Source organism: Rheinheimera soli, from assembly GCF_021290985.1.
In the GTDB taxonomy this organism is placed as follows: domain Bacteria; phylum Pseudomonadota; class Gammaproteobacteria; order Enterobacterales; family Alteromonadaceae; genus Pararheinheimera; species Pararheinheimera soli.
In genome coordinates, this window is the sequence record NZ_JAJOYU010000019.1 from 54,687 (window position 1) to 69,492 (window position 14,806).

Annotated in this window: 15 protein-coding genes; 9 read left to right on the plus strand and 6 right to left on the minus strand. The window is 45.9% G+C overall.

Going from position 1 to position 14,806, the window contains the following annotated elements; translation table 11 throughout:
- Nucleotides 1-1,161: an FAD-dependent oxidoreductase gene (locus LSG37_RS13895; protein ID WP_233080448.1), complete on the minus strand. Its 1,161-nt coding sequence runs from the start codon at nucleotides 1,159-1,161 to the stop codon at nucleotides 1-3.
- A 143-nt stretch (nucleotides 1,162-1,304) separates the two neighbouring features.
- On the opposite strand from LSG37_RS13895, the gene LSG37_RS13900 reads away from it, so the two are divergent.
- From LSG37_RS13900 to aguA, 3 genes are all read left to right on the plus strand, one after another.
- Nucleotides 1,305-1,946, plus strand: a complete 642-nt coding sequence (locus LSG37_RS13900) for a peroxiredoxin-like family protein (RefSeq protein ID WP_233080449.1) — start codon at nucleotides 1,305-1,307, stop codon at nucleotides 1,944-1,946.
- 289 nt (nucleotides 1,947-2,235) lie between these two features.
- Nucleotides 2,236-3,126: an N-carbamoylputrescine amidase gene (gene aguB / locus LSG37_RS13905; RefSeq protein WP_233080450.1), complete on the plus strand. Its 891-nt coding sequence runs from the start codon at nucleotides 2,236-2,238 to the stop codon at nucleotides 3,124-3,126.
- Nucleotide 3,127: 1 nt separating this feature from the next.
- Nucleotides 3,128-4,234, plus strand: coding sequence for an agmatine deiminase (aguA, locus tag LSG37_RS13910; protein WP_233080451.1), 1,107 nt, complete (start codon nucleotides 3,128-3,130; stop codon nucleotides 4,232-4,234).
- Between the two features lie 136 nt (nucleotides 4,235-4,370).
- Here the strand turns inward: aguA and LSG37_RS13915 are convergent, their stop codons facing one another.
- Nucleotides 4,371-8,120, minus strand: a complete 3,750-nt coding sequence (locus LSG37_RS13915; protein ID WP_233080452.1) for a S8 family serine peptidase — start codon at nucleotides 8,118-8,120, stop codon at nucleotides 4,371-4,373.
- A 293-nt stretch (nucleotides 8,121-8,413) separates the two neighbouring features.
- On the opposite strand from LSG37_RS13915, the gene LSG37_RS13920 reads away from it, so the two are divergent.
- On the plus strand, nucleotides 8,414-8,692 hold the full coding sequence (locus LSG37_RS13920) for a peptidylprolyl isomerase (protein WP_233080453.1): 279 nt from the start codon (nucleotides 8,414-8,416) through the stop codon (nucleotides 8,690-8,692).
- 23 nt (nucleotides 8,693-8,715) lie between these two features.
- Complete coding sequence (locus tag LSG37_RS13925; protein ID WP_233080454.1) at nucleotides 8,716-9,237, plus strand: GNAT family N-acetyltransferase; 522 nt, start codon at nucleotides 8,716-8,718, stop codon at nucleotides 9,235-9,237.
- 58 nt (nucleotides 9,238-9,295) lie between these two features.
- Here LSG37_RS13925 and LSG37_RS13930 read toward each other — a convergent pair whose 3' ends face one another.
- Nucleotides 9,296-10,558 (minus strand): DEAD/DEAH box helicase, encoded by a 1,263-nt coding sequence (locus LSG37_RS13930; RefSeq protein ID WP_233080455.1) that lies wholly within the window; start codon nucleotides 10,556-10,558, stop codon nucleotides 9,296-9,298.
- A gap of 73 nt (nucleotides 10,559-10,631) precedes the next feature.
- Here LSG37_RS13930 and LSG37_RS13935 point away from each other — a divergent pair, with 73 nt between their 5' ends.
- Nucleotides 10,632-10,991 (plus strand): GIY-YIG nuclease family protein, encoded by a 360-nt coding sequence (locus LSG37_RS13935; RefSeq protein WP_233080456.1) that lies wholly within the window; start codon nucleotides 10,632-10,634, stop codon nucleotides 10,989-10,991.
- A gap of 2 nt (nucleotides 10,992-10,993) precedes the next feature.
- The gene (locus LSG37_RS13940; protein WP_233080457.1) at nucleotides 10,994-11,905 is read left to right on the plus strand and encodes an AEC family transporter; all 912 of its coding nucleotides are present in this window, start codon (nucleotides 10,994-10,996) and stop codon (nucleotides 11,903-11,905) included.
- Here LSG37_RS13940 and LSG37_RS13945 read toward each other — a convergent pair.
- Complete coding sequence (locus LSG37_RS13945; RefSeq protein WP_233080458.1) at nucleotides 11,862-12,362, minus strand: HPP family protein; 501 nt, start codon at nucleotides 12,360-12,362, stop codon at nucleotides 11,862-11,864. The two genes, LSG37_RS13940 and LSG37_RS13945, sit on opposite strands and share 44 nt — an antisense overlap.
- Nucleotides 12,363-12,467: 105 nt before the next feature.
- Between LSG37_RS13945 and LSG37_RS13950 the strand changes: the two genes are divergently transcribed.
- Nucleotides 12,468-13,043 carry a TetR/AcrR family transcriptional regulator gene (locus tag LSG37_RS13950; protein ID WP_233080459.1) on the plus strand — a complete coding sequence of 192 codons (576 nt, stop codon included), beginning with the start codon at nucleotides 12,468-12,470 and terminating at the stop codon, nucleotides 13,041-13,043.
- Here the strand turns inward: LSG37_RS13950 and LSG37_RS13955 are convergent.
- Both LSG37_RS13955 and LSG37_RS13960 read right to left on the minus strand, forming a co-directional pair.
- Nucleotides 13,040-13,222, minus strand: coding sequence for a type II toxin-antitoxin system antitoxin (locus tag LSG37_RS13955; RefSeq protein WP_233080460.1), 183 nt, complete (start codon nucleotides 13,220-13,222; stop codon nucleotides 13,040-13,042). The genes LSG37_RS13950 and LSG37_RS13955 overlap by 4 nt on opposite strands.
- Nucleotides 13,223-13,236: 14 nt before the next feature.
- Nucleotides 13,237-14,088, minus strand: a complete 852-nt coding sequence (locus LSG37_RS13960) for an SPFH domain-containing protein (protein ID WP_233080461.1) — start codon at nucleotides 14,086-14,088, stop codon at nucleotides 13,237-13,239.
- 167 nt (nucleotides 14,089-14,255) lie between these two features.
- Here LSG37_RS13960 and LSG37_RS13965 point away from each other — a divergent pair, with 167 nt between their 5' ends.
- On the plus strand, nucleotides 14,256-14,804 hold the full coding sequence (locus LSG37_RS13965) for a MerR family transcriptional regulator (RefSeq protein ID WP_233080462.1): 549 nt from the start codon (nucleotides 14,256-14,258) through the stop codon (nucleotides 14,802-14,804).
- Nucleotides 14,805-14,806 lie beyond the last annotated feature (2 nt).

Below are 14,806 nucleotides of genomic sequence, written 5' to 3' on the forward strand. Positions count from 1 at the left end.
TTAACTGATACCGACCGCATAACGGCTGACCCAATGCTTTAACGGGCCAGCCTTTTCTGCTACTGCTAAACCCAACTGACGTAAAAAACGCACAGGAGGCAAGCTGCTGCTAAAGCTTTGATAAAACAGATCCATAGCCGACATCATCAGCGCATTTTCGCGCTGGCGTGTGTTTTGGTATTGCTTTAATAACTCAGACTCCCCTAAATCCTTGCCTTGCGCAAAAGCCTGCTCCAGCAGCTCAGACAATAGCATCGCATCGGCAAACCCTAAGTTCACCCCCTGGCCTGCCAGCGGATTAATGCTGTGAGCTGCATCGCCGACCAGCACCAGCCTGCCTTTGACATAGTCCTTCGCATGCACACGAGCTAAAGGAAAACTTGCGGCCTGTTCTATGCTGATGTTGCCAAGCTTGGCTGGAAAAGCCTGCTGGATCTGTTCAGCCAAAGCGGTTTTAGATAATGACGCCAGCTGTTTAATTTTATGATGATGGTCGTACCACACTAAAGAACCTTGCTTGCCCGGCAAAGGTAAAAAAGCCCGTGGGCCTGACTCGTTAAACTGCTGCCAGGTGATGTCCTGCTGCTCATATTCTGTATTGACTGTAACCACTAAACAGCTTTGTTGATACTGCCAACCCGACACAGCAATTTGTGCCAACTGACGCAGCTGCGACTGCCCACCGTCTGCTGCTATCACCAGTTTGGCTTTTAGCTCACCAAATTCCGTTGTGGTGACACTGGCATAGTCAGGGTGCTGCTCAAAACCAGTCACAGTGGCTGGGCAAAACAGTTGCAAGTTGGCAGGGAAGTTGGCCCACAGCGCCTGCTGAATAAGGTTGTTTTCAACTATATGGCCCAGATGAGTCAGTGCTACTTCGTCGGCATGAAAAGTGAGTCCGGCCTGCTCGCCTTCAAAAGCCTGTAATCTTTTATAAGGACATAAACGCCATTGCTGCAATAAAGACCAGGCGCCTAAATCCGTCAGCCACTGCTCACTTCGTCTGTTAATAGCGGATACACGCAAGTCTATGGCGCTGTGAGAATCAAAAGCTGACACAGGCTGTTTTTCAATTAAGCCCACTTCTAAACCAGCACGGCTTAACTTCAGCGCCACTGAAGCGCCCACCATACCACCACCTACAATTAATATATCCAGCACAACAACCTCCTGCTCACTTCAGAACATTCTACCCTGCTTTGAAATCTTTTTTTTGCGCTATATCAGCAATTATTCTGCACCCACTGAAAGATTATCCAGACAACTCCGGTATATAAGCCCATATCACTTAAGGAAAAACCAAAATGAAAATTCAGCATATTCTGTTACTTAGCCTCAGCCTCTTCAGTTTTATTCTGTTGGCAGAACCCCGTATTGCCCAAAGCCCTGAAGATATTAAGCCGTTATTAAACGGCATGTCTGCTCCTGAGGTCAGTCTGCAGGATGCGACAGGCCAAGCCGTAGAGCTCAACTCAGTGTTAAAACAGCAAGACACTGTGTTGGTGTTTTACCGCGGCGGCTGGTGTCCTTATTGCAATCTGCAACTGGCGGCCTTGCGTGAGATTGAACCAGACCTTAAGGCCTTGGGTTATCAACTGATTGCAGTAACGCCAGACAGCCCCGCCGCCGTTCAGGCCAGTCTAAAAGACACCAAAGATGCAGCTATTACTTATACCCTGTTATCGGATAGTCAGTTCAATTTAAGCTCTGCTTTTGGTGTGGCTTATTATCTGGATGAAAAAACCAGCGCCACCTATTTAAATACCTACAAACTGAATCTAAATAAGGAAGCAAGCAGCGGCAAAGTAGTGCTGCCCGTGCCTGCGATTTATATCCTGAATAAAGAGGGTTTAGTGCAGTACAGCTATCAGCATATTAATTACAAAGTCCGCTTGCAGCCGGAGCTGCTGTTGCTGGCGGCTCGTTTAGCCAAAGAAAGCAAATAAGCAATATACATTCACTAAAAACCCAGTATTTATGCATATCCACCCATAGTTAATTCAGGGCAGCACTAACTGCCCTGAAACTCTGCACCAACACCGTAAAACTCATTGACGACAGCCCAAAAATACGGCATTTTGCGCGCCCTTGCAGCCCAGGCTTTTGATTGCCTCTGTTGGTTGCCACTGTTGGTTGCTCTAGGGGGCAAAACTGACTAGAGTAGCTGCATCTTTAGATCCGAATTCTGTTTTGAATTCTATTTTGAACAATAGCTCTGGCTTGAGGAGACTTTGCATGCGTAAGGTAACTGTGGCCGCCACCCAAATGATTGGTGGCTGGAATGTAGAAGAAAATATTGCCCGTGGTGAGCGCTTAGTCCGTGAAGCCGCTGAACAGGGCGCCCAGATCATCCTGCTGCAGGAACTGTTTGAGCGTAACTACTTCTGCCAGAAACAAAAGTATGAATATTTAGAGTTCGCGACCAGTGTCGAAGACAACGCGGCTATTAAACATTTCAGCAAAATTGCCAAAGAGTTGAAAGTCGTTCTGCCTATCAGCTTTTATGAAAAAGCCGGTAACTGCTTTTACAACACTGTAGCTGTAATTGACGCCGACGGTAGCAACTTAGGTTTATACCGCAAGAGCCATATTCCTGATGGCCCGGGTTACAGCGAAAAGTTCTATTTCACACCAGGTGACACAGGCTTTAAAGTCTGGGATACAGCTTATGCCAAAATTGGTATTGGTATTTGCTGGGATCAATGGTTCCCTGAATGTGCCCGCAGCATGGCATTAATGGGTGCAGAACTGCTGTTCTACCCAACAGCTATTGGCACTGAACCTCATGATGAAACGGTCAATTCACGCGAGCACTGGCAACGTACTCAGCAAGGTCATGCCGCTGCTAACCTGGTGCCATTGATTGCTTCTAACCGTATTGGTCGTGAAACCGAAGACGACTTTGCTATTACCTTCTACGGCAGCTCTTTTATTGCCAACGAGTTTGGTGCCAAAGTAGAAGAAGCCGATGAAGTCAGCGAAGCTGTGTTAGTTCACACCTTCGATTTAGACGAGACCGCAAAAAACCGTCGTAACTGGGGCGTGTACCGTGACCGTCGTATCGACTTATATGGCGCTATCTTAACCAAAGATGGCAAAACTACCCCAACTGAAGGTAACAACTAAGATGGCTGTTACCTTAAACAGTACGCCTCGTGCCGATGGTTTTTTTATGCCAGCCGAATGGGCCATGCATAAACAAACCTGGATGGTATGGCCAGAACGTACCGACAACTGGCGTCTAGGCGCCAAGCCAGCGCAACAGGCCTTTTGCGCTGTCATTCGTGCTATTGCCCGTTTTGAGCCTGTGACTGTATTGGCTTCTGCCGCTCAGTTTGCCAATGCTCAGGCGCAGTTGAGCTTAGAGCCAACCACTCACCCAATTCGTGTGGTTGAAACTTCAACAGACGACGCCTGGTGCCGTGACACAGGCCCTACTTTTGTTACTAATGGCAAAGAAGTGCGCGCTGTCGACTGGACCTTCAACGCCTGGGGTGGTTTAAACGGTGGTTTATATTTCCCATGGCACAGAGACGACCAGGTCGCGCAAAAAATTGCCAACATAGAAAGCACGCCACGTTACCGCACTGAAGGCTTTGTGCTGGAAGGCGGCGCTATTCATGTGGATGGCGAAGGCACTTTATTAACCACTGAAGAATGTTTGCTGAATAAAAACCGTAATCCGGATTTATCCCGCGAACAAATCGAACAGATGCTGTCGGACTATTTAAGTATAGATAAAGTGATTTGGCTGAAAGAAGGCATTTTTAACGACGAAACCGATGGTCACGTCGATAATATGTGCTGTTTTGTCGGCCCTGCTGAAGTCTTACTGGCCTGGACTGACGACAAAAACGATCCACAGTACGAACGTTCACGCGCTGCTTTAGAAGTGCTGGAAAACAGCACTGATGCGAAAGGCCGTAAGTTCACAGTACACAAGCTGCCTGTGCCTGCTCCTATGCTGGCCAAAGCAGACGAATATGCCACTGTGGATTTAACAGGTGCAGCTGTACCTCGTGAATCTGAAGCCCGTTTAGCCGGTTCTTACATCAACTTCTATTTATGCAATGGGGGTTTGGTGGTTCCGGTATTTGACGATGCCAATGATCAGGTAGCGATCGACATCTTAACCAAGCTCTTTCCAAAACATCAGGTGGTCACTGTGCCTGGTCGGGAGATTTTATTAGGCGGCGGCAACGTGCACTGTATTACCCAGCAACAGCCTGCTTAACTTTAAGTTTAGGCGCTGAGAAAAAACGGGACTTCGGGTCCCGTTTTTTTATGGCCTGCATAACAGCTACTGCAGAATCCGCACCAAAAAAAACCGCCGATAAACGGCGGTTTTTGACTTGAACTATAAAGTTCGGTTATTTACGACGACGGCGTAATAAAGCCAGAGGTAGTAACATCAGAGATAACCAACCTAAGCTACCGCTTGATTTTTTCGGCTCAGGAGCAATAGTTACATTGAATGTAGCCGCATTAGAAGTTAAACCAGCACTGTCAGTTGCAACTACAGTCACAGCCACAGTACCAGCCTCTTCTGCGTTCGGCTTACGAACAAGAACAATTTTACCATCTGTATGTGCAAACAGAGCTGGTGTCACTGTCACTTTATCCAGAGTCGCACCAGCTTCGTTAATAGTTACCGCTGCATTACCTACCATAGTACCAGCTGCAGTTACTGTTGCCACTACATTCGCAGAAGCGGCAGATGCAGTAACTACTGGAGGAGCATCAGGCACGTTAGCCACTGCGATATTTACAGTAGCTGGTGCGGAGATGTTACCCGCCTGGTTCACTGCAACAACAGAGATTTGAGCACTGGTGAAACCAGCTTCATAATCCAGTAAAGAGGCATTAGCTACAGTTACTGTACCATTTTTCTCAACACTGAAAGCTTGGCTTGAACTACCTGCAACCAGGAACTCTGCGATCTCAGGGTCCAGTAAGCCGATTTCAGCAGTCAACTGACCTAATACTGTTCCTGCAGGGCTATTTTCGTTGATACTGTAGTCAACAGTTTCAGCCATAACTGGAGCCGTTGTTGACGATGGTGTTTCAGCAGCAAAAGCCACATCACCTACTGCAGATAACAGCACTACACCAGCACCATCAGCACCCTCAATCACAATTTGAGCTTCCTGACCTGGTGCCAGGCTATCTAACTCGTCTCCTATTGCAGAAGGTGATGCGCTATCAGAAGTAGGCTCAACATCTGCACTTACTGAAACTAAAGTGACTGTTGGAGCTGCAACCAACTGGGCAGAAGCTTCAATAGAATCATCAAGTTCAGGACCCCAATCTGCACCAATGGCATTACCGTCATTAATGGTGCGGTAACGCGTACCGATAGTGCGGCCTAAATCAGCTGTAGACAAACCAATATCTTCAAAACACGCAGATAAGGTAACACTACGTTGACCCACTGAATGGAACAAATCCATTACAGAACCACTGTAGCTGCCATATGGCGTCACAAAAGTACCCATTACAGCAGGGAAAGCAGCGAAGTTAGTACCTAAACGAGTCAGCAAGATGCTGTTCAACTGATGGTCATATTCACCGTCATTATCGATATCTAAATCCACACCCACGTTCACTTGCTGAAGATGACTTAAACCATTCTCCAGAGTTAAAGTAGGAGCCAGCATTAAGCCGGAAGTACAGTAGCTCGTTGGCACCTGAACCACATCAAGAGAAGCCGCACGTAAATCGTACGCAACACTTTCATCTTTCTCAGACGTACCAACCAACTGAGTTGCAAAAATATCCGCAGCTACAGCACCAACGTTTTTCACTACTTTTACTGATGTATCATCAATAAATTTGCTGCTCAGTTCCAAAGCCGCATTAGCTCTTGGCAGGATATGATAAACCAGATGTAAGTCATTGGTTGCTTCAGTACTTGCATCGTTAAAAACTAACGCTCCATCGTATTCAACTGTCGTCAGTTGCTCGTTTTTCTCTGTTAATACTGATGTATTAGCAAGCTCCCACTCAGGTAACTTAGTTGGATCAATAGTCACTGCCACATCAAAATTAGTCGACTGACCAGGCGCAACAGTGACAGTTTCAGGAATAACCCAACTTAAGGCACCTGTTTCTGTATCAGCGGCAAAACGATCCTGAATGCTCAGGCTGTAGGTTTTTGGCTCTGTACCAAAGTTTTTCAGCGTGACCGTTTTAGTCAGAGTTGTAGTTTCAGTCAGAGTATTCAGACCAAAAGACAAGGCAGCCTGAGCAGTATTAAATTTGGGCTCTTCAACCCAAGCTGCAACCGGCAGATTTACTGCTTTCTCAACATTGACTAAACCAGCACCCATAGCAGAGATAGGCGCTAATTCAGCATCAGGGTGCGCTTTTGGCAGCGTATAAACGTCCATATCCGCGGTATTCATCAGGGTAGCTTTCACTTCCTGAGCTGTGCGGTTTGGCATAGCTTCACGCAACAGAGCCGCAGCACCAGCAGTCATAGGGCCAGAAAATGAAGTACCTGAGTTTAAGGCTGTTTGATCACCAGTACCTACAGCTGCCATGACTATATTAGTGCCAGGAGCAGTAATTTCTGGTTTTAATAAACCTTCAATAGAAGGGCCACGCGACGTAAAATCAGCTAAGCCACCAGCAGAATTAATGGAGTTCGCAACTATGTTGTAAGTCACATCACCATTGGCCAATGCAGCTTTAATTGCATCGCCATCTTCTTTTGAAATACCTACAGATGGAATAGCTACGGCAGGATCAGCACCACCCGCATTCACCGGACCTAAACCATTAGCGTTATTAGCAATAAGCACAAAAACTGCGCCAGCATTTTGAGCATTGATCACTTTTGCTGTGAAGTTACAGGTACCACGATCAATGATCACCGCTTTGCCTGTTAATGAACCAGCTTCAAAAGCAGTACAACCTTGAGCATTAGTGGAGACAAAAACTAATTGGTTAGCTGTATTGTTAAAGCTAAAAGATACACCGGGTTTGTTGAAACCAGATGGGATCATTTCAATTTCTTTGCCGTCAATCTCGGTAGCCTCAAAAAGAAGTGAGGATCCGGTAGGGTGCGTCATAGCGCCCACAGATAAAGCATTTGGTGTAGTACTTGGACCACCAACAATAAATGGATTCGGGCCATCGTTACCGGCTGATATCACCATATTGATGCCAAGAGTGGCGGCTTTCTGGATTAAGAATTGAGTACCGCTAGTGGCGTTTGTAGTACCAACGTCACCACCCAATGACATATTGATCACATCCACACGGTCAGAAATATCGCCATCACCATTTGGGTCTAAAGCAGCATCTAAAGCACCGATTTGAGCGGCACCAGGACAAGTTCCGGTACAGACGGTATAAGCGTAAAACTCTGCGTCAGGTGCAATGGCACTGACTGAACTGGCAACAAAAGTACCATGACCACCAGTGCGGGGATCGATAGGGTTTGGATCATTATTAATGAAGTCGTAACCACCTAACACTTTACCTTGAGGCCAAGTAGGCATAGCTCTTTGGTTTACAGCGTTATAGGCCGCTACAGTACCTGCGCCACCCATTGATTTGTGGGTGTAATCTATACCAGTATCAAGTACAGCAACAGTAATACCTTTACCTGAGGCGATACCAGCTTGGACTACAGCATCTGCCTTCATGTACACAGCACTGTCAGCAGCCATTGGTTTGCTGTCATAAACAGGATAAATAGAGGCGACAGCTGGATTTGACTGAAGTTTTTGCAACGCATCGGCTGATGCACGAACCACTAAACCTGATGCCAGATTTTTTGTAGTAGCCAGTACCTGAGCGTTACGATCTAAAGTTAACAAGGCGGAAGTTACTGATTGAACTGAGTCAGCAATACTTGCTGAGGCCGCTTGTATAGACGCCGAATCTGAGCTTCTTAAATCCTGTAAACCAGCTTGTTTTAAAACAACATAATAGGAAGACGGAATACCTTGAGCTTGATTTTTAGCGATGGAGCCTTTTGCTTCTTTGCCAGCCAACAAATCTTTAACTGACTGCGTACCCATTTTATATTGTTCAAATGTTGCAGCTGTTGCACCGCAAGATAATGCCAAGCCTATAGCTGAAGCCAGCGCTGTTTTTCCAATGTGTTTCATGTAATCTCCGTTTAGGATGTTATGTATTTCTCTGGACCATCTTATTGTTTTAGGTGTACTTCAAGTTCTTTGACTTTTATCACGCACACCTCAATTACATTAATTAACACATCAAAACATGATTGTCACATGCTTTTGCATTGGTGTTAGCAGGAATTTACAGGCACGCAAACTTTGCGCATGATATTTATTCATCAGTTACTTATATGCTTACAAAACTCTATATCATCTGGGCAATGCAGCCTTGGCTGTTTAAACTAGCATTACAATTTAGTTCAGACTGGATAAACGCTATGCCCAAAGCCTGCGCCTGCCATATATTGGTAAAAACTGCTGCAGAAGCAGAAAAATTAAAACAACTACTGGCCAAAGGCGCCAGTTTTCATGATTTAGCTAAAAAGCATTCTCTGTGCCCTTCAGGCAAAAAAGGTGGAGATTTAGGTGAGTTTAAACCTGGCCAGATGGTCAGGGCTTTTGATGAAGTGGTATTTAAAAAAGCCGTGCTGGAAGTGCATGGCCCCATCAAAACCCAGTTTGGTTATCATCTGATTAAAACCCTGTACAGAAGCTGACAGAATAAGTGAACGGAGAACCAATGCGTTTTGTGCACTGCAGTTATGACGAACATGCCGAAGCTATTCTGGCAATATTTAACCATGCCATTTTGAATACCACAGCTTTGTATGAATACAAACCCCGCACTATGGCGACTATGCAACAATGGTTTGCTAATAAAACAGCGGGAAATTTCCCGGTGCTAGGCCTACTGAACGAGCAGGATCAACTGGTGGCTTTTGGCAGTTATGGCACATTCAGGGCGTTTCCTGCTTTTAAGTATTCAGTCGAGCATTCGGTTTATGTGGCACAAGATCAGCAAGGTAAAGGTTATGGTGCTTTGGTACTGCAGAAAATTATCGAGCAGGCCCAACTGGAGAATTATCACCTGCTGATTGGTGGTATAGATGCAGCCAACGAAGCAAGCATAGCCTTGCATACCAAACATGGCTTTAGCCACAGCGGCACTATCACTCAGGCTGGCTTTAAATTTGGTCGTTATCTGGATTTAGCTTTTTATCAACTGACACTGGCGACGCCGCTTGAGCCCAAAGACGATTAATCTTCGATAACTGAAAGGCAGCTTGTGCTGCCTTTTTTAATAATGGCTTTCTGCAAAATTACTTTTTATTCAACAGTTGCGAACGTAACTTGGCTTTTTCTTTTGCCAGCTGCTTATTACGGCTTGCCACTTTTTGTACCCGTTCCTCTTCTGCATCGGCTTTTTTACTGCTGTGATTCATTTTCGGGTCGTGTTCATAACCAGGAACAACCTGCTGAGTGATCACTTGTTTCGTCAGCTTTTCAATAGCTTGCAGCATCACCAGATCATCTGGCGTAATTAAACTAATGGCCATACCTGAATTACCAGCTCTGCCTGTACGGCCAATACGATGTACATAATCTTCAGCTACCTGAGGCAGGTCGTAGTTCACTACTATAGGCAGTTCTTCAATATCCAGACCGCGGGCAGCTATATCAGTGGCCACTAACACACTTAGCCTGTTGTTTTTAAAATCATCCAGCGCTTTGGTGCGGGCCCCCTGACTTTTATCGCCATGAATAGCTCCGGCCTCTATACCATCCAGTCGCAACTGTTTCGCTAAACGGTCTGCACCATGTTTAGTACGGCTGAAAATCAGTACTTGTTTCCATTGGCGTGAGCCAATCAGATAAGACAACATCTCGCGTTTACGCTGCGAATCCACTCTGTACGCCAGTTGCTCTACCTTATCTGCTGTACTGTTTGGTTTAGCCACTTCAATCAATACCGGAGACTTTAATAAAGTATCCGCCAGCTCTTTGATTTCTTTGGCAAAAGTTGCGGAGAAAAACAACGTCTGCCGCTCTTTGGGTAAACGCGCCATAATACGTTTAATGTCGTGAATAAAGCCCATATCCAACATACGGTCGGCTTCATCCAACACCAGAATTTGTAAATCTGACAAGCTGACCGTGCCCTGATGTAAATGATCCAATAAACGGCCAGGTGTAGCGACCAGAATATCTAAGCCGCGGCTGGCTTGATCGTATTGAGGATTAATAGACACACCACCGTAAAATACCGCATATTTTAGCGGTAAATCAGCACCATAAGCTTTGACGCTATCGGCCACCTGCTGAGCCAGTTCACGGGTAGGCGTCAGTACTAAACAGCGCACCTGCAGATTATTTACTTTGCTGGTGTTTTTACTGAGCAATTGCAAAACTGGCAAGGTAAAAGCAGCAGTTTTACCTGTGCCGGTCTGAGCACCAGCGAGTACATCTTTGCCTTCTAAGATCACAGGTATGGTTTGCTGCTGAATAGGGGTTGGGGTGTGGTAACCCTGTGCGGTCACAGCAGAAAGAATACGGGGATCTAAACCAAGCGTGGCAAATGACATGCAATTTCCTTTAAAGTATCGGCCTTTGAGCCTTTAAAACAGCGCTAGTGTAGCAGAATCAGTAGGACAAGGCATGACTGCAGTATCAACCCCATGGTTTGTTTATATGGTGCGCACCAAAGCAGGCGCTTTATACACAGGTATCAGCACCAATCCTGAACGGCGTCTACGCCAGCATAGCGGTGAATTAACAGGAGGCGCTAAAGCTTTAAAAGGCAAAGGCCCACTGCAATTAGCTTTCAGGTACGCTATGCCTTGCCGATCTTCAGCCAGCAAACTGGAATATCAGTTGAAACAGTGGACTAAAAACGACAAAGAGTTGCTGCTCAAGCAAGCGGCCAAACAGCTGAACCTGCTTGAACAGCTATCAGGCGAAAGTCGCATAGGCACAGAACCCGCTTCAGATTACACTTTGCTGTATAGAAAGGAGTAATCATGGAAAGTTTTGCTTTAGTTCTGGTGTATTTGTGCATAGGCGCTTTGCTACGTAAATTACCGCAGTTTCCACAAGAAACAGGTTTAGTACTGAATCAGTTTGTGCTTTTTGTTGCCCTGCCTGCATTAGTCTTGCAAAAAATTCCGCTATTAGAATTTTCCAACCAGCTATGGTTACCTGCCATTACACCTTGGGTGTTGCTGCTGATAGTGGCCGGATTAATTATTCTGGCCGGTAAAATCTGGCACTGGGAAAAAACTGTAGTCGGTGCCTTGCTGGTCGTTTTACCTTTGGGTAATACCTCATTTTTGGGCTTTCCTATGGTAGAGGCTTTTTTTGGTGAAAAAGCGCTACCCTTCGCGATGATCTACGATCAAGCTGGTTCCTTTGTTGCGCTGGCAACTTATTCCACTATTCTGGCCGCCTGGTATAACCCTAATGTCGCCACACCTACAGCAGGTCAAATAGTCCGACGTATTTTAACTTTCCCTTCTTTTATCGCTCTGGCTGTGGCACTAGCGCTAAAATCCTGGCCCTATCCAGCCTTTTTCAGTCTGGTACTCGACAGTCTTGCCGCTACCCTGGTGCCGGTCATTATGATTGCAGTAGGTTTTCAATTCAGGTTGCAGCTGGACAATAAAGAAGCTAAACCGCTGATTTTTGCGTTAGGAGTAAAACTGTTTTTAATGCCTGTATTGGCTTTAGGATTTTTAAGCATGTTCAACCCGGACCCATTACTACTGCAGGTTGTGGTGTTTGAAGCTGCTATGCCACCTATGGTATCAGCCGGAGCTATAGCCATAGGTGCCGGGCTGGCACTGCGTTTAGTACCAGCTTTGGTAGGCCTGGGTTTACTGCTGAGCTTTATCAGTCTTCCGCTTTGGTATTGGCTGCTGCAGCTTTACGTTTAATCAGCTGCTGATGTCCTTTCTTATGGCTTTGATGATAATAATGAGCCACCACAACCATCAGCACAGAACCTGTCAGCACGGGATTTAATAAAAACCACCAGTCCGGCGCTGTCAGCATAATCAGTAAGGTAGTGGCGCCTGCTGGTGGATGGGTAATTTTCCACAACACCATCAAACCTATAGATAATCCCACAGCAATGGACAAGCTCCACACTGTTAAACCGAAGGCATGTACAAAGCTCAGGCCTATCAGCGCCGCCAAAAAATGCCCGGCTATCACATTTTTTGCTTTGCCAAGCGGGCTATCCGGCAAGGCAAATAAAATCACTGCGGTAGCACCAAAAGGGGCCACCAGCCATAACTGCTGCCATTGTTGCAGTAAAGCCAGCAACGCCATCACCAAAGCCGCACCACTGCCAGCCAGAACAGCTTGCACCCAAATTTTATGTTCAGTCACTGTATCACCTTAGCAAAGTAGACCACTCTGTCTACCGACTCATCACATAGTAGACAGAGTGGTCTACCCATGTCAAGCTAAGCGCTCGATCTGCCGAGGACTTTTATGGAACAGGATAAAAAACAACAGCTTGTTGAAACAGCTTTAAGCTTGTTTTACCGCTATGGTGTGCATGCTGTGGGTATTAATCAGATTTTAGAGCAGTCAGCTGTTGCCAAAAAAACGCTGTATCACCATTTTGCCAGCAAAGACGACTTGTTATTGGCCACACTGGAGCTTCGGCATCAGCGTTTTTATCAGTGGCTCGAACAGCAACTGAATAGTGCCGATCCGGCAAATCCGGCAGATACATTATTTGAGGCATTAAGTCTTTGGTTTGAAGGTAAGGCTAATCTGTTAGGGCCTTTTTTTGGTTGTTATTTTCAAAACTGCGCTGCCGAATATCATGGACCTGACTGTGCGGTATTACAGCTTTGCGCTCAGCATAAACTCAAGGTGAAGCACTTAGTGAATACTCACCTTCAGAGCTATCATCTGACAGAGGAAGGCCAGTCTTTATTGCTGGACGGACTGATGTTATTAAAAGAGGGAGCCATCAGTATGGCTTTATTGCATGCGGATGCGACTGTAGCTCAGCATGCTAAAAAACAAGCCCGTTTATTGCTTAAAGCCTTGAATTAATCTGGTTCTGCAGCAGGCTCTGCCGGAGGCTTTTTCTTCAGCCTTCCGGTCTGAATTAACGCCTCCCGCAATAAGTATTCAATCTGGCCGTTTACACTGCGAAACTCATCATCAGCCCAGTGTTGCAAGGCCTGCAACACTGTTTCATCAATACGCAACGCAAAGGCTTTTTTCGACACCACATAGTCTCCGCTTAGTACAAAGTGCCGGTATTGATCACAGGTTGCACCTGATGATCACCACAAAGTACCACTAACAAGTTACTGACCATAGCGGCCTTGCGCTCTTCATCCAATTGCACCATATTTTTTTCCGACAAACGGGCTAAGGCTAATTCCACCATACCCACAGCACCTTCAACCAATTGCTGACGGGCCATCACCACAGCGCGAGCCTGCTGGCGCTGCAGCATCGCACTGGCTATTTCCGGTGCATAAGCCAAATGGCTGATCCTAGCTTCCAGTACTTCAACACCAGCTTTTTCCAGACGGGCCTGAATTTCGCCTTTGAGTAAATCTGTCACTTCAGGGCCATTGCTGCGCAGACTAATATCCCCATCTTCAGCAGCTTCATAAGGGTAACTTGAGGCTAAAAAGCGCAGTGCTGCCTCACTTTGAATACTGACAAAGTTTTCATAATCTTCTACTTCAAACACAGCTTCAGCGCTGTCGACGACTTTCCATACCACAACAGCCGCAATTTCAACCGGATTGCCACTGTGATCATTCACTTTCAGTTTGCCACTTTCAAAGTTGCGTACCCGCAGTGACACTTTTTGTTTGCTATAAAAGGGGTTCGCCCACCGTAAACCTGTTTGTAAGTCAGAACCGACATAACGACCAAACAACTGTAAGACAGCGCATTGGTTTGGTTGCACCATATAAAAGCCAAAAAAACCTATACCCACCAAAATCAGCGCCAGTATTGCCACCAGTTTCAACGGGCCACCTAAAGCCAGCAGGCCCAAACCGGACACAACAAAAGCTGCCGGGAGCACAGCTAACATCATTAAACCACTGCGGCTTGTTGCCAGATATTCTTTCATTCCTTTCCCCTCAATTTGATATCAAATTAATATCAAATTAGCTTCATTTAAAATAAATGCAAGGAAAAAGTACAAAAATCAGGCAATCAGCAGCAAAAACAGATGACTTCATTGACACTGGCTCATTTGATAAATATGATAAATTTAATCAAATCAAAAAAGTTTTTATGTCAGAGCAACATCAACTTCTTTCCACCCGACAAGCGGCTACACTTTTAGGTGTTTCGGTACGTACTATCCAGCTGTGGGTCGAGCAAGGCCTGCTCAGTGCATGGAAAACGCCAGGTGGACATCGGCGTATAGTGCAGGAATCTCTATTGGGTTTGTTGCATAAAAGACAAAGATTACATCCATTAACCCATGTGCTTTGTGTGAATGTGGATGCAGATTTTTTCAAATTATTAGAGGTTTTATGTCAGCAATGGCATTTCCCGGTGGAACTGCAACAGGCACGAAACGCGGTTGACGCGCTGCTGATGATGGGCGAGAAAAAACCTCAACTGGTGCTGATGACTGCTGATCAGCAAGGTATTGATATGCCACTACTGCAACAGGAACTGACACAACACCAGATGAAACTGGCATTGTTATCTGTCGAAGATCCACAACCAATGCTGGCCATAGAGGTGATTTGGTTACGACTGCCTTTTGAACCTTTGCAATTTAAAACTGCATTACAGCAGCTGCTTTTTGCCCGCTTACAACAAGCCAACTGACA